Origin of the sequence: Evtepia gabavorous, from assembly GCF_003425665.1 — a bacterium.
GTDB lineage: Bacteria > Bacillota > Clostridia > Oscillospirales > Oscillospiraceae > Evtepia > Evtepia gabavorous.
On sequence record NZ_QQRQ01000005.1, the window covers coordinates 94,421 to 114,531 of the forward strand.

At 59.8% G+C, this 20,111-nt stretch carries 16 protein-coding genes; 4 read left to right on the forward strand and 12 right to left on the reverse strand.

Going from position 1 to position 20,111, the window contains the following annotated elements; translation table 11 throughout:
- Positions 1-12: 12 nt before the first annotated feature.
- The 4 genes from DV520_RS04745 to DV520_RS04760 are packed head-to-tail and all read right to left on the reverse strand — an operon-like array spanning position 13 to position 5,007.
- The gene (locus tag DV520_RS04745) at positions 13-1,992 is read right to left on the reverse strand and encodes an oxidoreductase (RefSeq protein ID WP_117141951.1); all 1,980 of its coding nucleotides are present in this window, start codon (positions 1,990-1,992) and stop codon (positions 13-15) included.
- Between the two features lie 46 nt (positions 1,993-2,038).
- Positions 2,039-3,043: a dipeptidase gene (locus tag DV520_RS04750; protein ID WP_117141952.1), complete on the reverse strand. Its 1,005-nt coding sequence runs from the start codon at positions 3,041-3,043 to the stop codon at positions 2,039-2,041.
- 12 nt (positions 3,044-3,055) lie between these two features.
- Entirely contained in the window at positions 3,056-4,024 is a 969-nt protein-coding gene (locus tag DV520_RS04755) for an ABC transporter ATP-binding protein (RefSeq protein WP_117141953.1), read from the reverse strand.
- Between the two features lie 11 nt (positions 4,025-4,035).
- Positions 4,036-5,007 carry an ABC transporter ATP-binding protein gene (locus DV520_RS04760; protein WP_021920458.1) on the reverse strand — a complete coding sequence of 324 codons (972 nt, stop codon included), beginning with the start codon at positions 5,005-5,007 and terminating at the stop codon, positions 4,036-4,038.
- A 263-nt stretch (positions 5,008-5,270) separates the two neighbouring features.
- Here DV520_RS04760 and DV520_RS04765 point away from each other — a divergent pair, with 263 nt between their 5' ends.
- The 3 genes from DV520_RS04765 to nifU all read left to right on the forward strand — a co-directional run bounded on the left by DV520_RS04765 (position 5,271) and on the right by nifU (position 7,430).
- On the forward strand, positions 5,271-5,684 hold the full coding sequence (locus tag DV520_RS04765; protein ID WP_021920459.1) for an RrF2 family transcriptional regulator: 414 nt from the start codon (positions 5,271-5,273) through the stop codon (positions 5,682-5,684).
- Between the two features lie 149 nt (positions 5,685-5,833).
- The gene (gene nifS / locus DV520_RS04770; RefSeq protein ID WP_117141954.1) at positions 5,834-7,021 is read left to right on the forward strand and encodes a cysteine desulfurase NifS; all 1,188 of its coding nucleotides are present in this window, start codon (positions 5,834-5,836) and stop codon (positions 7,019-7,021) included.
- Complete coding sequence (gene nifU / locus DV520_RS04775; protein ID WP_021920461.1) at positions 7,008-7,430, forward strand: Fe-S cluster assembly scaffold protein NifU; 423 nt, start codon at positions 7,008-7,010, stop codon at positions 7,428-7,430. The genes nifS and nifU overlap by 14 nt, the downstream gene beginning before the upstream one ends.
- 128 nt (positions 7,431-7,558) lie before the next feature.
- Here the strand turns inward: nifU and DV520_RS04780 are convergent, their stop codons facing one another.
- The 5 genes from DV520_RS04780 to DV520_RS04800 all read right to left on the reverse strand — a co-directional run bounded on the left by DV520_RS04780 (position 7,559) and on the right by DV520_RS04800 (position 12,625).
- Positions 7,559-8,590, reverse strand: coding sequence for an MBL fold metallo-hydrolase (locus DV520_RS04780; protein WP_117141955.1), 1,032 nt, complete (start codon positions 8,588-8,590; stop codon positions 7,559-7,561).
- The gene (deoC, locus tag DV520_RS04785; protein WP_021920463.1) at positions 8,587-9,240 is read right to left on the reverse strand and encodes a deoxyribose-phosphate aldolase; all 654 of its coding nucleotides are present in this window, start codon (positions 9,238-9,240) and stop codon (positions 8,587-8,589) included. The genes DV520_RS04780 and deoC overlap by 4 nt, the downstream gene beginning before the upstream one ends.
- An 86-nt stretch (positions 9,241-9,326) precedes the next feature.
- Positions 9,327-10,619 carry an alginate O-acetyltransferase AlgX-related protein gene (locus tag DV520_RS04790; protein WP_117141956.1) on the reverse strand — a complete coding sequence of 431 codons (1,293 nt, stop codon included), beginning with the start codon at positions 10,617-10,619 and terminating at the stop codon, positions 9,327-9,329.
- 11 nt (positions 10,620-10,630) lie between these two features.
- A complete protein-coding gene (locus DV520_RS12660) occupies positions 10,631-11,875 on the reverse strand; it encodes an MBOAT family O-acyltransferase (RefSeq protein WP_133308832.1) in 1,245 nt (414 codons plus the stop codon).
- A 264-nt stretch (positions 11,876-12,139) separates the two neighbouring features.
- Positions 12,140-12,625: a hypothetical protein gene (locus DV520_RS04800; protein ID WP_117141958.1), complete on the reverse strand. Its 486-nt coding sequence runs from the start codon at positions 12,623-12,625 to the stop codon at positions 12,140-12,142.
- Positions 12,626-12,947: 322 nt separating this feature from the next.
- Here DV520_RS04800 and DV520_RS04805 point away from each other — a divergent pair, with 322 nt between their 5' ends.
- The gene (locus DV520_RS04805) at positions 12,948-14,201 is read left to right on the forward strand and encodes a dicarboxylate/amino acid:cation symporter (RefSeq protein WP_117141959.1); all 1,254 of its coding nucleotides are present in this window, start codon (positions 12,948-12,950) and stop codon (positions 14,199-14,201) included.
- 76 nt (positions 14,202-14,277) lie between these two features.
- On the opposite strand, the gene DV520_RS04810 is transcribed toward DV520_RS04805, so the two are convergent.
- The 3 genes from DV520_RS04810 to DV520_RS04820 form a co-directional block, all read right to left on the reverse strand.
- Positions 14,278-17,145, reverse strand: a complete 2,868-nt coding sequence (locus tag DV520_RS04810) for an S-layer homology domain-containing protein (RefSeq protein ID WP_165850037.1) — start codon at positions 17,143-17,145, stop codon at positions 14,278-14,280.
- A 2,147-nt stretch (positions 17,146-19,292) separates the two neighbouring features.
- On the reverse strand, positions 19,293-19,496 hold the full coding sequence (locus tag DV520_RS04815; RefSeq protein ID WP_024730800.1) for a helix-turn-helix domain-containing protein: 204 nt from the start codon (positions 19,494-19,496) through the stop codon (positions 19,293-19,295).
- Positions 19,486-19,932 (reverse strand): RNA polymerase sigma factor, encoded by a 447-nt coding sequence (locus DV520_RS04820; protein WP_024730799.1) that lies wholly within the window; start codon positions 19,930-19,932, stop codon positions 19,486-19,488. The genes DV520_RS04815 and DV520_RS04820 overlap by 11 nt, the downstream gene beginning before the upstream one ends.
- Positions 19,933-20,111 lie beyond the last annotated feature (179 nt).

Below are 20,111 nucleotides of genomic sequence, written 5' to 3' on the forward strand. Positions count from 1 at the left end.
TTCTCCTCCTTCTCACAACATCCGTCCCACGGTGTAGGCGCTGCCAATGGCGGTCATCACACTGCCCACCCGGCTGCCGTCTCCCACCTGGTAGACCTCCATTCCCGCCCCGGCCAGCTCCGGCGCCAGGGAGGTCCGGGGGGCAAATCCCACCGCCAGGACAATGTGGTCCGCGGACAGCTTCTCCTCTCCGTCGGGGCCATCGGCCACCGCCCCGTCCTCTGTGACCCGAGACAGCCGGCGGCCGGTTCTGCGGACCACCCCGGCCTCGTCCAGCAGGTCCCGGAGCATGGAGTCATTCATCTCCGGCACCGGGATACCGGCGGAGAGAATGTCCGGCAGGGCCTCTAAAATGGTGACCTGCTTGCCTGCCTGGGCATAGCCCAGGGCGGTCTCACAGCCCACCAGGCCGCCGCCCACCACCAGCACCCGCTGGCCGGGGAGGTCCGGGCCGGTGAGGGCGGTGACGCAGTCGATCACCTTGGGGCTGTCGATCCCCGGCACCGGGGGCACCGCCGGGGCGGCCCCCACCGCCAGCACCACCGCGTCCGGACTTCGGTCCTGGATCTCCCGGGCGGTCAGACGGACGCCCAGTTCCACCGTCACCCCCAGCTGGGCCAGCTGGCCCTGATACCAGCGGTTGAGCTCGTTCAGCTCCTCCTTAAAGGGATGGGCGCCGGCGGGGATCAGATTGCCCCCCAGCCGGTCGCTCCCCTCGCACAGGGTGACGTCGTGGCCCCGCAGGGCGGCACATCGGGCGGCCTCCATCCCGGCCACGCCGCCCCCCACCACCAGCACGGATTTCTTCCGGGGGGCGGGGGTGAGGGCAAAGGAAGCCTCCCGGGCGGCCTGGGGATTCACCGCGCACCCGGCCCGGCGACCCACTTTCAGGGCGCCAATGCACCCCTGGTTGCAGCCGATACAGGGGCGGATGTCCTCCGGCCGCCCCGTGGCCACCTTCTGGGGGTAGGCCGGGTCGGCCAGGGAGGGCCGGCCCAGCACCACCGCGTCCAGCTTCCCCTGGGCAATGGCCTGGGCGGCCAGATCGGGGTCGTTCATGCGGCCGCCGCAGAGAATGGGGATTTTCACCACCTGCTTCACCGCCGCCGCCAGGGGAATCACCCGCCCTTTCTCCATATAGCAGGGGGGCGCCGCATAATAAAAGGAATCATACTGCCCAAAGTCCACACTCAGGCAGTCATAGCCGTAGGCCTCCAGCCGGCGGGCAATCTCCAGCCCCTCCTCCAGGGTCCGCCCCACTTCCTCTTCCCCGTGAAGGGAGGGCTTGTTATAGCCCTTGATGTAGGACTTCAGCGCCAGGCGCATGGAGACCACAAAATCCGCGCCGCAGGCGGCCTTGACCCCCTCCACAATCTCCCGGGCACAGCGGAGGCGGTTCTCCAGCGCCCCGCCGTACTCATCCGTCCGGTGGTTCATAAAGGACAGGGCAAACTGGTCCAGCAGATACCCCCAGTGCATGGCGTGGACCTCAATCCCCGGGAACCCGCACTGGCGGAGGAGAACTGCCGTGGCAATCATCTGATCGATCTTCTGCTGGATCTGCTCCCGGGTCAGGGCAGGGGCCTTCCGGGCGGGATCGTGGTAATAGGGAATCTCCGAGGGACAGAAGCATCCCAGGGCGTTGCGGCCATATCCCATGGAAACCTGGGGCAGCATCTTGGTGCCATAGGCGTCCAACCGCTCCAGCAGCTCCACCGCCGACCGCTGAAAGGTCTTGGGGGCCTTCAACGGCTGCTTGCTGTCCAGGGGATGGACCGGGTCCACCAAGGTGTCCGGGTGAAAGGCCCCGGTAAACAACAGGCCAAAGCCCCCCTTGGCCCGAGCCTCAAAATAGGCCAGGCCGTCCGGGGAGAACTCGCCAAAGGGCCCCTGCAGGGAGGGCAGGGTGAGGGGTCCCGCACAGAAGCGGTTCTGGATGGTCATTGCCCCAATCCTCAGGGGCTGAAGCAGAGGCGCGTGGATGAATGTCATAGGATTGTTCCTCCTGTTCTCTCGTGTTTTTTCAGAGGACCGGGGCTTACAAAACCCGCCGGTAAAATTCCCAGGCGTTTTTCCAGCACACCGCCTCAATCTCCCGGGGGGTGAACCCCGCCCCCTCCATGGCCTGGACCAGCCGGTCCATGTGGCCGGCGTCCTCCAGTTCCAGGGGGCAGTCGATACCGTCAAAGTCCGAGCCCAGCGCCACCAGGTCCAGGCCGCCCACCTGGATCATGTGGCGGATGTGGCGGGTGAGATCGGCCAGCCGGCTGGTCCCATGGGGCCCCAGGAACCCCGCGTAAAAGTTGACCCCCACCAGACACCCCCGGTCCGCCAGGGCCCGGAGCATGGCATCGGTGAGGTTGCGCCGGTGGGGGTGCAGCGCCCGGCAGCTGGAATGACTGGCCACAAAGGGCTTCCGGGCCGCCCGGCACACGTCCCAAACCCCGTCGTCGGACAGGTGGGACACGTCGGGGATCATCCCCAGGTTCTCCATCTCCTCCAGGAACTGGAACCCCCGCCGGGTCAGCCCGCCCGGCTGGCCGTTGGGGCGGCCCAGCTCATTGGGATAGTTCCAGGTGAGGGTGAGCATCCGCACCCCCAGCCGGTAAAGGGTCCGCAGCAGCGGAAGGGACCCCAGGCAGACGCCCCCCTCCTCCACGGTCAGCAGGCAGGCAATCTTTCCCGCCTGCCGGGCCCGCTCCATCTCCTGAAAGGACCGAACCGGCACAGCCAGGTCCTCGTTGGCCTCCATCTCCGTCCAATAGAGGTCCGCCAGGGTCAAAACCTCCTCCAACGGCGACCCCGCCCGGCAGCCCATGGACAGGCGGTAAAGGTCCTCGGCACCGGCCCCTTCCCCAGGGGGCGGCGTCTCCCCCTGCAAATTGACAAACAGGGCAAAGTTCTGGAGCAGGTATCCGCTCCGCTGGAGTTTTTCCAAGGTAACATGGGCCCCTTCCCCGGTCCGAAGCTGACCGGGCAGCCCCGCCCGCCGGCAAGCCAGCAGGCGGGCAATGGTATCACAGTGCAAATCCACAAAGGGCATGAAGTCCCCTCCTTATCCCTCCCCGTGGGGAGCGTGACAGGCTACCCGGTGTTCCCCTGTTCCCTGAAGGGGCGGGGGAGCCTGGGCGCAGACCGGGGCGGCATAGGGACAGCGGGTGCGGAACCGGCAGCCGGAGGGCGGGGTGACAGGGCTGGGAATCTCCCCTGGCAGCAGTTCCCGCCCCTCCCCCCGGCGGGTGGGGTCCGGCCGGGGCACCGAATCCAGCAGGAAGCGGGTATACGGATGCCGCGGGGCGGTAAACAGCGCCTCCGTGGGCCCCACCTCACACACCCGCCCCAGGAACATCACACACACCCGGTCGGCGCTGTGGCGGACCACCCCCAGGTCGTGGGAGACCAGCACATAGGTCAGCCCCCTCGCCGCCTGCAGGTCGGCCAGCAGGTTGAGCATCTGGGCCTGCACCGACACATCCAGGGCCGAGACCGGCTCATCGCAGACCACCAGCCGGGGGGACAGGGCCAGGGCCCGGGCAATGCCCACCCGCTGGCGCTGGCCCCCGGACAGGGCGTGGGGATAGCGCCCCAGCAGGTCCCGGGGCAGCCCCACCTGGTCCAGCAGCACCGCCGCCCGGGCGGGAATCTCCCGCCGGGGGCAGAGGCGGTGGACCCGCAGCGGCTCTGCCAGAATGCCCTCCACGGTCAGCCGGGGGTTCAGGGAAGCCGCGGTATCCTGAAACACCATCTGCATCTGCCGCCGAAGGGCCCGCAGGTCCCGGGGCGAACAGGCCGCCAGGTCCCGCCCATCAAAAAACACCTGCCCCTGGGTGGGGGGCAGCAGGCCCAGCAGGAGCCGGCCCAGGGTGCTCTTTCCGCACCCGGACTCCCCCACCAGGGCCAGGGTCTCCCCCTCGTAAACCACCAGGTCCACCTGGGACACCCCGTGGAGAACCGCCCCCTTTCCCTGTCCCCGGGCGGGAAAGGTTTTGGAGAGGTCCCGCCCCTCCGCTAAAATCTTCGCCATAGCCCCTCCTCTCAGGATATGTGGCAGCAGCGCACCCAATGCCCCGCCGCCAGGGCCCGCAGGTCCGGGACCTGGCGGGCGCAGTCCTGCCGGCTCTGGTCACACCGGGGGCAAAACCGGCAACCAGGCAGGGGACAGCGGGGGTCCGGGACGGACCCCCGGATGGTATACAGCCGGTCCGCCGTCCCCTCCAGGGAGGGGATGGCCTTCAGCAGGCCCTGGGTATAGGGATGGCGGGGGGCCCGGAAGAGGGCAAAGGTCTCCGCCGCCTCCACAATCTGTCCCGCGTACATCACATAGACATAGTCGCACAGCTGGGCCACCACCCCCATGTTGTGGGTGATGAGAAGGATGGCCGTGCCGTGGTCCCGGCGCAGGTCCCCCATCAGCCGGAGAATCTGGGCCTGGATGGTCACGTCCAGGGCGGTGGTGGGCTCGTCGGCAATGAGGAGCTCCGGCTCACAGGCCATGGCCATGGCGATCATCACCCGCTGGCGCAGACCCCCGGACAGCTGCCGGGGATAGGCGTCATACCGGGCCGCCGGGTCCGGGATGCCCACCTGCTGGAAGAGCTCCACGGTGCGGGCCTTGGCCGCCCAGCGGTCCAGGCGCCGGTGGAGGCGGAGGACCTCCGCCACCTGCCGGCCCACAGGGTACACCGGGTTCAGAGAGGTCATAGGGTCCTGGAAGATCATGGCGATCCGGTTGCCCCGGAGTTTCCGCAGCGCCCCCTCCCCCAAGGTCCGCAGGTCCGTCTCTCCAAAGCGGATCTCCCCGGCGGCAACCCGGCCGGCGGGGGGGACCAGGCCCAGCACGGACAGGGCGGTCACGCTCTTGCCGCAGCCGGACTCCCCCACCAGCCCCACGATACTCCCCCGGGGGATGGCCAGGTCAACGCCGTCCACTGCGGCAAGAGGCCCCTCCGGGGTGAGAAACTCCGTCCGCAGGCCGGTGATGGTCAGGGTATTCTGTCGCGCTTCCACCGTGTTCCCTCCTCTGCCTGGATTCTTACATAGCGTCAGTTTAGCACAGGCCGGACCGTTGGGCAACTCTTTTGCCCCGAGAAGTCTCCGCCAAAGGTCTTCTGCAAAAATCCCTGCAAAAAATTTCTGAATTTTGACAGACAGCCATTCACTTTTTCTCTGCTTTGGGGTATAATAACTACAAAATTACTCTCCTTTTCCCTCTGGATTCGGAGTGGAAAAAGGCCGCATCGTAATTCATCGGAAGAAAGAAGGATATGAGTATGATGATCTCCACCAAAGGACGGTATGCTCTTCGCGTGATGCTGGACTTAGCCGACCACAACACCGGAGAGTACATTCCTCTGAAAGATATCGCCCAACGGCAGGAAATTTCTGTGAAATACCTGGAAAATATTTTGGCCTCCCTCAGCCGGGCCAACTTAGTGGACGCCATCCGGGGTAAAGGCGGCGGCTACCGTCTTTGCCGCGCCCCCGAGGCATACGCCGCCGGGGAGATCATCCGTCTGGCCGAGGGCAGCCTGGCCACAGTCTCCTGTCTGAAGGGGGAGAAAAACGGCTGTGAAAAAGCCGGCCACTGCCGGGCCCTCCCCCTGTGGAAGGGGCTGGACCAGGTGGTCGATGAATACCTGGACAGCGTCTCCCTGGCCGACCTGCAAAAAATGGAGGAGAACTGACGTGTCTGTCCGCGCCCCCTGCGATATGCAGGGGGCGCTTTTTTATCCGATGCTTTTTTTGTTTTTCCTATTGACTTTATATGTAATTCATGGTATTCTTCAATCAACCTAATAATTTAGTAGGAATTAAGCAATAAGGAGGTTGCTCCATGATATACGCAGACAACGCCGCCACCACCAAGCTCAGCGGCACCGCCCTGAACGCCATGCTCCCCTACCTGCGGGAAGCATACGGCAATCCCTCCTCCCTGTACTCCCTGGGCCAGCAGGCCGCTGAAGCCCTGGCAGAGGCCCGGCAGACCGTGGCGGACTGCCTTCACTGCCGGCCGGAGGAGATCTACTTTACCTCTGGTGGCAGCGAGGCGGACAACCAGGCCATTCTCTCCGCCGCCCGCCGGGGAAAGGCGCGGGGAAAGACCCACATCATTTCCACTTCCTTTGAGCACCACGCCGTCCTCCACACCCTCCAGAAGCTGGAGAAGGAGGGCTTCACCGTCACCCTGCTGGATGTCCATGAGACCGGCCGCGTCACCCCCCAGCAGGTGGCCGAGGCCATCACGGACGACACATGTCTTGTGACCATCATGTATGCCAACAACGAGATTGGCACCATTCAGCCCATTGCCGACATCGGCCGGCTGTGCCGGGAGAGAAACGTCCTCTTCCACACCGACGCGGTGCAGGCCGCCGGCCACCTGGAGATTGACGTGGGCCGGGAGAACATCGACATGCTCTCCCTCTCCGGCCATAAATTCCACGGCCCCAAAGGGGTGGGCGCCCTCTATGTCCGCAAGGGCATTCCCCTCACCCCCCTCATTGAAGGGGGCGCCCAGGAGCGCCGGAAGCGGGCGGGGACGGAAAACGTGGCCGGCATTGTGGGCATGGCCGCCGCCCTGAAAGAGGCCTGTGACCACTTACCGGAACATACCGCCAAGGTCTCCGCCCTGCGGGACAAGCTCATCGCCGGTCTGGATGCCATCCCCCACGGCGCCCTCAACGGGGACCGGAACCACCGGCTGCCGGGCAACGTCAGCTTCTGCTTTGAGGGCATTGAGGGGGAGTCCATGCTCCTGCTGCTGGATGACCGGGGCATCTGCGCCTCCTCCGGCTCCGCCTGTACCTCCGGGTCCCTGGACCCCAGCCATGTGCTGCTGGCCATCGGGCGGCCCCATGAGGTGGCCCACGGCTCTCTCCGCCTGTCCCTGTGTGAGGAAAACACCGAGCAGGAGGTGGACGTCATGCTCCGGGAGATCCCCCAGGTCATCGACTACTTACGAAATATGTCCCCGGTATGGCGCAAATTGCAGAAAGGAGAATGCAGCTATGTTATACAGTGAGAAGGTCATGGACCATTTCCGCCACCCCCGCAACGTGGGCATCCTGGAACACCCAGACGGCGTGGGCGAGGTCGGCAACGCCAAATGCGGCGATATTATGAAAATCTACCTGAAAATTGACCAGGACACGGTCTCTGACGTGAAGTTTGAAACCTTTGGCTGCGGCAGCGCCATTGCCTCCAGTTCCATGGCCACGGAGATGATTAAGGGCAAGTCCCTGGATGAGGTGATGGACCTCACCAACAAGGCGGTGGCGGAGGCCCTGGACGGACTGCCCGCCCATAAACTCCACTGCTCCGTACTGGCGGAGGAGGCGGTCAAGGCCGCTTTGAAGGACTACTACGACAGACACAACATCGCTTACGATCCCAAACAGTTTTCTTCCATTGACTGTGAAGGGTGTCATTAACCCCCAAACCCTCTCTTTCCTCCGCAGGGGCCCGGCACGTCTTGTGCCGGGCCCCTGCCTCTCTATCCCTCTCTCAAGCAAAGGCCCCCGGCGCGGTGTGCAGACGCGCCGGGGGCTCTCCCCTTGTTTTACTGGGCGGTATAGCGGGCCATGCCCTCCTGGTCCAGGGCGCGTACAACGGCCCCCTCCTCCGCCAGGTATTCCAAATGGGCCAGGGCCTCTCCCGTGGCGAACCACTTCTGATTCAGGGGAAAGTCCGCCCAGCTGTCGGCCCGGATATCCCAGGTCATGCGGCTGGCCACCTGGTAGGCGTTCAGTCCCCCCTCCCGCCGGACAATGGCCAGCGTCTCCGCCGCCCGCCGCCGGTGGTGGGCCAGAAGGGCCTGAATCCGGGGGGCCAAATCCGCCGTGTGCCGGTGGCCGGGGAGGGCCAGCCGGGCCGGATAGGTCCCGATGCGGGTTAAGCTCTCCAGGTAGCGGCCCAGGGCGTTGGGCAGATTGGGCCACATGGTGATGTTGGGGGTGATGTCAAAGAGAACATGGTCCGCGGTGAAGAGGACCTGCTGGTTTGCCATCCACAGGCAGATCTGACCCGGGGTATGGCCGGGGGCAGCGATGACCTCCAGGGTATATTCCCCCACGGTGAGCCTGTCCCCGTCCTCCAGGGGCTGGTAATTGGGCAGGTCCAGGTCCGGACCCAGGGTCCGGGCCGGGTTGGTGCCGGTGGTGATCCGCAGCTCCTCCGGGGGAAAGCCCTCCTGGAGAAACCGCTGGTCAATGCGGCCCCAGTATTCCTCCTCCCAGGCCCGGCTGGTGAAGGGATAGTCCCCCCGCCCGATATAGATGGCGCCCCCTGGGCGCACCACCTCCGAGGCCAGCCCGGTGTGGTCGGTGTGAATGTGGGTGAGCAGCACATCCAGGGGATCGTGCTCCGCCCCGGCGGCACGCAGCCCTGCCTGGAGAGCCTGGCGGCACGCGGGCTCCCGGAAGCCCGTGTCAATGAGCAGGCTTCTCTCCCGCCCCCGGATCAGGTAGGCATTGAGCTCCCGCAGGGGGTTGCGGGGCAGGGGAATGGGCAGGCGAAACAGCCCCGGCAGCAGCTCCAGCACCCTGTCGGGCCCATGCACATCCCGCAGCTGCTGGACAGCGTCGGCCCTCATCCCTGCTTCCGGGCCTCTCCCACCAGGGCACTGGCGCCCAGACGGTCCGCTCCCAGCGCCAGATAGGCTTCCCCGTCGGCCAGGGTACGGATGCCGCCGGATGCCTTGAGCTTCACCTGCTTGGGCAGGTTTTCCCGAAGCAGGGCCACATCCTCCCGGGTGGCGCCGCCGGTGGAGAAGCCGGTGGAGGTCTTCAGATAGTCGGCCCCCTCCTTGGCCACCAGCTGGCAGAGCTTGATTTTCTCCATGTCGCTGAGCAGGCAGGTCTCAATGATGACCTTCAGGGGGCGGCCCAGGCAGGCGGCCTTGACCCCGGCGATCTCCTGGGCCAGGTCCTTCCAGTTCCGGTCCTTCACCCAGCCCAGGTTAATGACCATGTCGATCTCACTGGCGCCGTTTTCCACCGCGTCCTTGGTCTCAAAAATTTTGGCCGCCATAGTGTTGTATCCATTGGGGAAACCGATGACGGTGCAGATCTTCAAATTTCCCTGGACATACTCCGCCGCCCGCTTAACATAGGACGGCGGGATACACACTGTGGCGCAGCCAAACTCCATGGCCTCGTCACAGAGGGTCTTGATCTGGTCCCATGTGGCCTCGGGCTTGAGCAGGGTATGGTCCACGTGGCTGAGAATGGTTGCAGTCTCCATAATCAATTACTCCTTTGTCTGATTTCCTGATTTGGGTTCATCATATCCTATTTTTCTCCCGTTCTCAAGGGTCTCCGGCGAAAAAATCACCGCATGGACAGACTGTTGTTGAGCAGGAGGGTGCTGTACAGAAAGAGGACGTCCTGGTCCTCAAAGTCGATATATTGGTCCAACTGGTCGCTGGATAGGTACCGCAGGTCCACCAGGGTGATGGTCCGGTAGCCTGAGGCCAGCAGAGGGGCCAGGCTGCTCCCGTAGGAATCCCGGAAGAGGATGAGGTTTTTGTCCATGGGAGCCTGGAGATTCTTCACGGTGACAAGCCCCTTGGAGCCGGACAGGAAGAGCACATAGGGGTAGTTCAAATGCCCTGAGGCCACCTCATAGACCTTTTTCCGCTGGGGCCTGCCGCCCTGGTCATAGACCGCCACCAGACACTGGTCCAGGGTGGGGCTGGTGAGATAATACAGGTCCTCCCAGGCCATGGTCAGACCCATCTGAATGGCGTACCGCCCGGTAAAGGGCCGGGCCAGGCGCTGGACGTGATAGGCCTCGGGCCCGTCAATCTCCGCCCCCATGGCTCCGGCCAGACGCTGGGCCACGTCCAAAATCTTCTCCTGCCGCCAATGGCTGTCGGTGTTGTAGTAATCCTCCAGGGACAGCAGGTCGGTAATGTCCACATACTCCATGGGCGGGGTGTGCGCCCGCATGTACTGGAACAGTTCCCCATAGTCCAGGCTGGGATAGCCGTATTCTTCCGCCAGATAGGCGTTCTTTCCCGGAATCATAGACAGGTAACAGGTGACATCCGTGCCGGCCAAGTAGGTATCGTATACCCACTGGATCTTCTTGGCCGCGTGGTCCAGCATCTCCGGACGCAGGGGGTACTCCATCTGGGCCAGGTAGGTCCCCGCCTGGTACAAATGGTCCAGGTCCTTTTGCCCCAACAGCTTCAGGGCACTCAGCCCCTTCACTGTGCGGAAGCTGTCCCGCAGGGGGAACTGATCCTGGGTGTGTTGGGCAAAGTCCCCGGCAAAGGACCCGTCGGCCAGGTCCTCCCACTTGGGGTCCAGGTACCAGGCCAGTCCCCGCTCCTCGGTCTCCGAATAGTGCTTCGGAGGCTGCACCCAGGCCCACACCGAAAGGGTCACCAGCAGTCCTCCCACCACCAGCACCACCGCGCCCTCCCGGCAGCGAAGACGGGGCAGCGCCCGTCCCAGCCGGCGGAAGGGGCGGGCCAGATGCCCCCGGGGATCGGCCCGCCAGGCTTGCCAGGCCCGGGCAAGTCCCGCCCTTCCCCGGCTGATCCGGCCAGGCAGGTCCCAGGCTGTCCACAGCCGGGCGCCCCAGGTTCGGATGGAATTTTTCCGGTTCGCACGCATGCTCTCCCCCCTCAATACCAAAACGGCTGGACGCCGCCATCCACCAGATAGCCCGTGGAGATCACAAGCAGGGCCGCCAGCACCAGCGGTTCCGCCACCGCCACCACCTTGCCCGTCCAGGTCCCCCGACGGAGGCGGGCCATCCAACGGCTGGGCCAGGGGGTGGCCCCCAGGGCGGCCAGCAGCAGGGTGGGGCCATAGCTTCTCAGGGCATACCACCCCGCGGTCCCCATTCCCCCCGGTTCCCCCTGGCCCAGCAGGCCGCCCCACAGCGCCAGGCTCTGGCCCAGGTCCTCCCCAGTCAGGAGAACCGCCCCAAAGCCCAGAACGGCCAGCACAAACAGGTGGCCCAAAGGGGGAAACCGGTTCAGCCAGCCCCCCAGGCCCAGGCGCTCCGCCGCCAGCAGCAGGCCAAAGAGCAGGCCCCAGAGGAGAAAATTCCACCCTGCCCCGTGCCACAGGCCCACCAGGAGCCACACCAGCAGCAGGCAGCCGGTCCGTTTTCCCCCGGCCGCCCGGACCAGCGGCCGGTACAGATGATCCCGAAACCACCAGCCCAAGGTGATGTGCCACCGCCGCCAGAAATCGGTCAGCGTCCTGGCGGCCAGGGGCCAGCGGAAATTCTCCGCCAGGTCAAAGCCCAGCAGCTTTCCCACCCCCAGGGCCATGTCGGTGTACCCGGAGAAGTCAAAGTACAGGGCCAGCACCAGCGCCAGGGCATAGAGCCAGCAGAAGGCCAGGGTCCGCTCCTGCCCTTCCTGGAAACTCTGGCAGAGGCCCCACAGCGTCTGGGCCAGAATGCACTTTTTCCCCAGGCCCACCACCAGCCGCCGCAGGCCCTCCGCCCCTTTGGTTAACGTGCAGGTCCGGCGGTCCAGCTGTGCGGCCAAGGAAGCATAGGGCATCATGGGGCCGGCCAGCACCCAGGGAAATCCCATGAGATACAGTGCCACGGAGAGGCCCCCCTTCCGGGGGGATACGGTCCCCCGCCAGACCCCCAGAACATAGGCCGCGCCCTGCAAGGTGTAAAAGCCAATGCCCACCGGGCAAACCAGCTTCACCAGGGGTACCGGTAGCCCGGTGGCCGCCCGAAATTCCTCCCAGAAAAAGCCCAGGTAACGAAAGACAAACAGCAGCCCCAAACTCACCCCCAGGGAGAGGATCAGAATCCGTTTGGCCGCCGGCCGGCCCCGCATCCTCTGGATCAGCCAGCCGCACACCCCGCTGTTGACCGCGCAGGCCGTCAACAAGAGCAAAAAAAGGCCCTCCACCCAGCCATAAAACACCAGGCTGGCTGCCAGGAGGACCCCATTGCGCCCCTTGGAGGGCACCAAAAAATACACCGCAAGGACAACGGGCAGAAAGTAATATAGGAATGGCAGACTGGCAAAGGACAAACTTCTCACCCAACTTTCCCCCGCCGGCGGGCACAGGCCCAAGCCGGCGGGGTGAGATGCCGGGCCCCCCTGCCGCGGCGCCAAAGGCAGCGTACAGGGGAGCCCCTCCGGCGCACAGGCCGGTTATTCCTCCATAGACTGGGGACACATCAGGAAGAAGACGATGTCCCCCTCCTGCTGGACCACCGTCTCATCGGCCTCGGTGCAGATATTCCACCGGGGGTCCGCGGCGTCGCGGAGGGTCTGTACGAAGTCCTGCCCGCTGGTCTGCTCCTCCAGCCGGAAGAGGTAACCCACAAAGGGAATGGTGCTGATGACAGGCGCAAACATCACCCCCTGGGAAAAGCCCTGGATCGTCTCGTTGCCAAAGCCCATGAGCAGGCCGGGCTCCACCGGGGTGACAGCGCCCTGAAATTCCAAGTCTTCCTGGTCCAGCAGGCCCTGGGCCAGGGTCTCCAGGTCCGCCTGAGGGCTGTCTTTGACACGGGTCTGAAAGTCCTGCAGCAGCGCCTGTCCCAGCGTGGCTGGCGCCTGCGGCGCTTCCTGGCCGCAGGCGACCAGGGAGAGCAGGAGAAGAACGGCAAGCAGGAGGGATGCAACGGATTTCATACACAGTATTCCTTTCTGATCCGCGCCGCCCCGGCTAAAATGTTCTCAGCCAAGACAGCGCCGTAGTAGAGTGATTATAGCATAGATCCAGCCGACGCGCTACCCTCTCCCCTCATTTCGCAAGTTTTGTGTCGTCCCGGCGGGTTTTCGGGCTGATTTGCAGGATTTCGTGCTATTCCCTTCAAAATTTTTCCTGAAAGCAAAGATAAAAAAGACATAAAGAACTTTTTCCCCGTTCCCTCCCTGCCCGGCCTGTGCTATGATACTGCATTGGTCTGAGCCGTCGGGCTTTGACCCGGATTCTGACAAAAGGAGGACCCCCATGCCCAGAGAAAATAAGAGAAAGAAACCTTCCCTGACCGTGCAAATCACCATCAGCCTCATCATCGGCATTGTGGCCGGCATCGCCATGCAGTCGATCCCAGACATCGCCGAAGGTTACGTCAAGCCCTTCGGCACCATTTACCTGAACCTGATCAAGATGATCGTGGTGCCCGTGGTGGTCCTGTCCATCATCCAAGGCATCGTCTCCCTGCAAGATGTCCGCAAGGTGGGGTCTATCGGGATCAAGACCATCGCCTTCTATCTAGTCACCACCGCCATTGCCGTCACCCTGGGCCTGGTGGCTGCCAACCTGCTCCAGGTGGGCGCAGGGTACACCCTGGGCACGGAAGCCCTCACCTATGAACCGGCAGAGCCCTTAAACCTGATGGACACCCTGGTGAACATCTTCCCCTCCAACGCCTTCCAGCCCCTGGCCGACGCCACCATGCTCCAGGTCATCGTCATCGCACTGTTCTTTGGCTTTGGCATCATCGCGGTAGGGGAAAAGGGGGTGCCCGCCAAGAATGTGGTGGACAGCTTCGCGGAGGTCTGCTTTAAGATTATGTCCATGATCCTCAAGCTCTCCCCCATCGGCGTGTTCGCCTTGATCTGCCCCGTGGTGGCTGCCAACGGCCCCAGTGTGCTGCTGCCTCTGCTGAAGGTCATTCTGGTGGCCTACGTAGCCTACGTGGCCCACATGGTGCTCACCTATTCCCTGGCGGTGAAGGGCTTCGCCGGTCTGAGCCCCCTGCGGTTTTTCCGGGCTATGAGCGAGCCCATGCTCTTTGCCTTCTCCAGCGCCAGCAGCGTGGGCACGCTTCCTTTCAACATGGATGCCACCCAACAGCTGGGGGCACGGAAGGAGATCTCCAGCTTTGTGCTCCCCCTAGGCGCCACCATCAACATGGACGGTACCGCCATTTATCAGGGGGTCTGCGCCATCTTCATCGCCCAGATTTTCGGCATTGAGCTGACCATTGCCCAGCAGTTAACCATCATTCTCACCGCCACCCTGGCCTCCATTGGCACCGCCGGGGTGCCCGGCTCGGGGATGATTATGCTCACCATGGTGCTGGAAACCGTGGGCCTGCCGGTGGAGGGCATCGCCCTGGTGGCCGGCATTGACCGGATTCTGGACATGGGGCGCACCACCGTGAACATCACCGGCGACGCCACCTGCACCATTGTGGTGGACGCCTGGGAAAAGCGACGGGAACGAAAAAAAATGGCGGCCAATCTTGCCGCGAAATAAACCCCGTTTTTGCACGCCGCCCCCACGCCTGTTTTGGCGTGGGGGCGGCGTTTTAATTGTGTTCACCTGTCTTATCTCATTCATATTGGGACCAGTCGGGGGTCTCCCGCAGCTGGGTCCAGGTCTCATAGATGCCTGTGGTGCGTTCATAGTCGTGGCTGTTGGTGGCCTCCTGGATGGCCAGGTAGTACCACTGGCTGGGGTCCTGGTTGTCCGGCCAGGTAACCATGTCCTTCAGCAGATCCTCCGGGCTCTGGGGATTGCGCTGGAGGACACGGTTGATCATGGTCACCGCTTCAGCCCGGGTGATGGCCTTGTCCGGCCGGAAGGTGTTGTCCTCATAGCCCATAATCCAGCCCAGGGACACCGCCCGTTCCACTTCCTCCTTGGCCCAGTGGCCCACCAGATCGGGGAAGGTGGCGCCGCCCGCGTTTTCCCCGGTGTCAAACCGGGCACAGATGGCCGCGAATTCCGCCCGGGTGATAGGGGCATTGGGGACGAAGGTATCCGGGGTCCGGCCCTTCAAGATGCCCAGCTCCGCCATGGTGGAGATGGCCGTGTTGTACCAGTCACCGGCGCCAACGTCAGCAAAGACGTTGTCAGTGGTCAGGTTCTCCTGGCGCACCTGGTCCTGGAGCAGCCGGAAGAAGATAGTGGCCACTTCGGCCCGGCTGATGTTCCCGTCGGGCCGCACTGTGCCGTCCTCATAGCCCACCACATAAGCATAGTGGTCCTCTCCATTGAGCATGCCGGGGACATCCGTCTCTTCCCAACCGGCGTAGACGGTTTTGTTCGAGGTCATCTTGATCTCCGTGATGGCCTGGGTCAGTTCCTTATCGGCATACCAGCCGGTGAAGGTATACCCCTCCCGGGTGGGCACCTTGTCCAGTTGGACCACGGTGTTGCGCCGGTACCGCTCGCTGTCGTACTGGGTGCCGCCGTTGGAGTCGTAGGTCAGGGTATAATACGTGGGCCGGCTGGGGCCGCTGCCGCCGGTGTCTTTCTCATAGACCAGGGCAAAGGGAGAGAATGCCTCCGTCTCAAATTTGATATACTGCTGATTTCCAATGGATATTGGCTTCAGATTTTCATACAGCTCTGGCGGATTCGCTTGTAAAAGCCCATCAATCTCCTCCGTCGTCCCGTAGTTTCGATCCAGGGCATCAAAGTGCACAATATAGAAAGGTTCCGCCGTGTCGGCATCCGCCGGCACCGGCCAGTAAAGGGTCATTTTCTGCCCTTCCCCCATGGTGACCACGGCGTTGCCGTTGCTGGTGTCCACCAGGTCCAGGTACTGAACGGCAAACAGGTACGCTCCGGCTGGAATGTCCTCCATGCCGGCAATATAGTCGGTCAGTACCTGGGTGTCCAGCACATCATCGACCAGCAGTTTAACATTCTCTTTGTCTGTAATCTCTACTTGACTGTCGTTGACATAGTAGGTGACATCCGCCGGTGCCATCGCGGTCACCTCGTTGCCGTAGACCTCTGACTCCTCAGATACAATCTCTGTGGAAGCAGGCTCCTCCGTGGTACCCCGGACGGTAAGGGTGCCAGTCTTTAACTGAATGGGATAAGAGCAAGCCTCCATCCCCTCTATTCCCGAGAAGTTAGCCTGAACATGCCCCTGATCCAGCTGATTGAGATACAGTGCCATGGTATACTCTGTATTCAGGCAGTCTTCGTCAAACACAAATTCATCGCTGACAACTTCTTGCCCCTCATCATTGGTAAAAGTAAGACGCACGGGGTCCTGGCTTTCTGCGGGAACCATGCGGTAGACATAGCGGGCAATGCCGTCCACCGGGTCCAATGTACTGGAACCATCGGGAGTATACGGCTGTATCGACCATGTTCTTGTTGTCCCCTGACCATCGTTATAAGTAAACGTCAAATACTTCGAAAGGTCCACTGCATTTGCTTTTCCTTCCAGCGCCGCATTGATCTCGTCCGGCACGGTAAACAGGAAGCCAGGTTCCGGCAGACCCTCACTGTTGGTGGTTTCCCCACTGTCTATATCACCTACCACGCTCTCATAACCGTCTCCGCCCATATAAACTGTAATATCCGCTGGCTGGATGATCACCGGCTCCGTTTTGTCAACAAACCATTCATTCTGGATTCCTCCCCCAGAAGCTGTACGGCTATCGGTAAAATAGCCTTCTGCTTTCCCAGTTTCAGAAACCGCAAAGGGCGTTTGTCCTGAATATTCGGACATGCTCCGAAGAAACACGTCTCCTTTTACATAGGCCGCATCTTTCGCCCCATTGTCTTCTGTGGACACATACGTTGCACCTTCCGACACAGCAACGGTCCCCGTTACAATGAAATACACGGTATCACGCTCTGCACTCACCGGCTTGGGCATTTTCAATGTCCCTGCCGTGGTAAACGCCCCTGTGATCTCATTGGTTTGCAACAGGTCGAGGGTGCCGCCCTTTGCAATGGTAACAGTCCCCACATTGTTAAACAGGGTTTTGGGGGTCTGATGCTCCCGCAGGCATCCTCCATCCTGGACGACAATCTCAGAAAAACCGACAATCCCAGTGGATGTGTAGTCTCCCTTGACAATGACTTTGGTCTCAGGAACCGTATTTTCGGTATTCCCAATTTCATAATTGTACAGATATTGTGTCTGTTCTGCATTTCCGCGCACTGCACCGTGCAGTTGGTCCGTGTCGTCCAGTGTGACCGTTACCGATTTACCTTCGGCAATTTGTCCGTCTTCGCCCAGCGTGTATACATCGGCACGGCTGCCGTTGAGCGTGATGGAAACGTCGCCGCCGATCTTCGCTTTTTCCTCGGCATCTTTTCCTTTTCCTGTTGCAAAAATATCTGGACACGAAGTGATGGGGCCACCGGTTAATGTAATTTCTACTGCACCGCTTACATTGCCTTCCTCACCGCCGCCATGAATATCTCCGATTACTTCTTTGCTATCCAATATGTTTATGCTCACATTTCCGTTTACATTAGCCTCGTTACCGCCACCCCAAACAGTATCTGAAGCGATCGTGCTGTCTTTCATTTGAATGGTAACATTTCCTTCCACTGTTGCTCCATCATAACCTCCGCCATAGAGAGCCGCAGCATTGTTGGTCATGTCAATATTTTGGGCAATAATCGCAACTTCGCCCACTGGAGCTGTCTCTCCACATCCACCGCCATAAATCGGGCGGCCAAACCCGTTATTCAATGCAGAGAGATCTATTGATACTTTCCCCGTTACTGCTGCGCTCTTTTTGTTGGGATATCCAACCTCTCCTCCACCGTATATGGCATTATCTGTTACAGAGTTAGCAAATTTTAAGTTAACATTTCCCGTAACAGTGGCATCTTTGTCTTTTGCATATCCGCCGCCGCGGACATGTTGTACTTTACCGCAGTTTTGGATGGTCAGGTTAACATCTCCAGTGACCGTTCCATTATAGCCTCCGCCATAGACTCTGGTTACCGGAACAGAAGCATTGATGGTGACGGATGTCCCTGTGGTAATGTCTTCATTAAGGCCACCACCTATAATATAACAACCGGATGCCTCCTCCTGGCGCTCAGTATCGGGATTATATTCTGCATTCGCATTGTAGAGTATCTCAACCTTCTCCCCTATCATCAGCGGATTTCCGTTGGCTACAATAACATAATTGCCAATGTATGGACTGGATGAGGTTATACCTTCCTCCTCATAATACACATCAAAGCTCACTCCATCAATCGAAAGCGGGCCGCTCAAATTGATATTTGGTGTACCCTCAGATATCGCATGATAATGGAATTTCAGAACTGCGTCCTCGTCCTTCCCTACCAACTCGGTCTCTACCGTGGGGCTTGTCCATGTATCAACACTGACAATCCCAACAACCACAATTTGAACAGGTCCTCCTTTGTCGTTTGCTATCTCTGTTGCATGATCCAGCGTTGTTGCGTTTTCCTCACTGGTTCCGTCCTTATCATTACTTCCTGATTCTGAGACATAAAGTACGCTTGGCTCTGCACTTCCCAGCGGTTTTCCTACCGCCAAAGCATACGGCGCCAGAGACAGCACAAAGCACAGTGCCAACAGCGCCGCGGTCCATCGCTTCTTCATCTTCGTTTCCTCCTTTGTCTTCCCGGCAAATCTTCCTTTCTCCCGGGGCTGTCAAAAGGTGTACCTTTTGATAGCATGCAAAATACAAAGGAAATGACAGGTCTTTTTAGGCGAATATTCCGAATTTTCCAACAAAATTCTTGCATCTTTCGATGTTTTATTGTAAACTATTGCATATAAAAACAGCTATCAAAAGGTACACCTTTTGATAGCTGCTGTCCTTTCCAGCATAAAAAAAGAAGCCGCTTCTGGTAGCTACTCATAAAACAGTATCAACCAACAAATTGAAATAGGGTAGCTGCCATACAGGGTGCAGAAAAGAGCGAGTAAGAAATGAAGCGTTTCTTGCCCGCTTTTTTCATGCTCCTTGTTACGCAATAGGGGTTGAAAAAGCCTTGATATAAGCGGCTTTGCGGGTGCGTTTTCCGCGTGGCAAGGGTTTTATACCTTTTTTCTCAAAAACGCCTTTCTACTGCGTAACAAATCTGTGGTAATTATCTGAGGAAGCATAGACCACATATCTCGGTTTTCCCGTTGTTGGATTATCCAATATTGGATTTTCCGACATCGGAAAATCCAACGCAATTAAATAAAGATATACTAACTAAAGAAAAACCAAATACAGATTTAATCAAATACCTATTCCTATCCTTTCCTTTCCCTAATCCCTCTCCTTTGGGGCAAGGTATAGCGGCAGAGCCGCCGGAACGGAAAAGAATGGAACAGAAGCGACAATACAAAATATCGTTTGCCATGTTACGCAGTAGAACGCCATTTTTAAGGGTGGGAGTATAAAACCTTTACCCTTGCCCCTATCGTCGCTGTAACGCGCTTAAATCAAGCGAGAAACGCACCCTATCGCATAACATTCCATACTGGATTGAGAGCGCAAGCGGTCTATCCGATTGCGCTCTCTTGGTTGCCCAACAGCAAAGACGGAAACAGTCGTCAAGGACGCTTGCGCAAAGTTTATCCTTGACGACTGTTTTTGACTTTGCTATCTGTTACCTGTCAAATCGGAATTGCAGGATAGCTTTGATAAGCTGTGCTTTTAAGCGGTCTTGAATATCGTCGTTGATATGTCCACGATAGGTAGACAAATATTTTATACGCCCCTCGTAGTGCCGCAATACTGCGGCTATCGCTTCCGGCTCTCCGGCAACAGCTTTTTCAATGGTTTCAAAGGGTATCAGCTTCTTATTCCTCATGTTTCGTTTTCTCCAATTCTTTTCTTAACTGTTTCAATGCCGCCAACTTCCAATAGTTTACTGTGCTTCTGCTCCGTCCGTACTCATTCCCGATTTTTCTTTCGCTGTAACCAAGGAAGAAATTCATCAGCAGAACAGTACGCCTTTGTTCTGACAGATTAGCTAATGCGTCGGCTAACCGTCTACTTGTAACGACAACTTCTTTTCCTTGCACGACAAAAACAGTCGGCTTCTCATAAACATACTGCTCAAAGTAGTTGTCGGTTGCAAATGGTTCAAAAGACGTTTCTGACATCAGATAGTCAAGCGACACTTCATGCTTCTGTTTTCGTCCCAAATCGCGGTACGCGTTGATTGCCGCGTTACGGAGAACGACTTTACAGAACGCGGCAAAGGCATATTCGATATGCTCCATAAATTGTTCGGAATACCTCATTTTCTCATCACCCCCTTTCTTTCCAGTAGGGGGCTATTACAACAAACGCCCATGCAGGCGTAAAACCGCATGGGCGTTTGGTAATATGAGTTATTTAAGCAATTATGATGATTTGTGTATTCATCTCTATGGTTGCAAAAGACCGTTGCATGGAATAGGCTTTTTTTAATAATGGAATA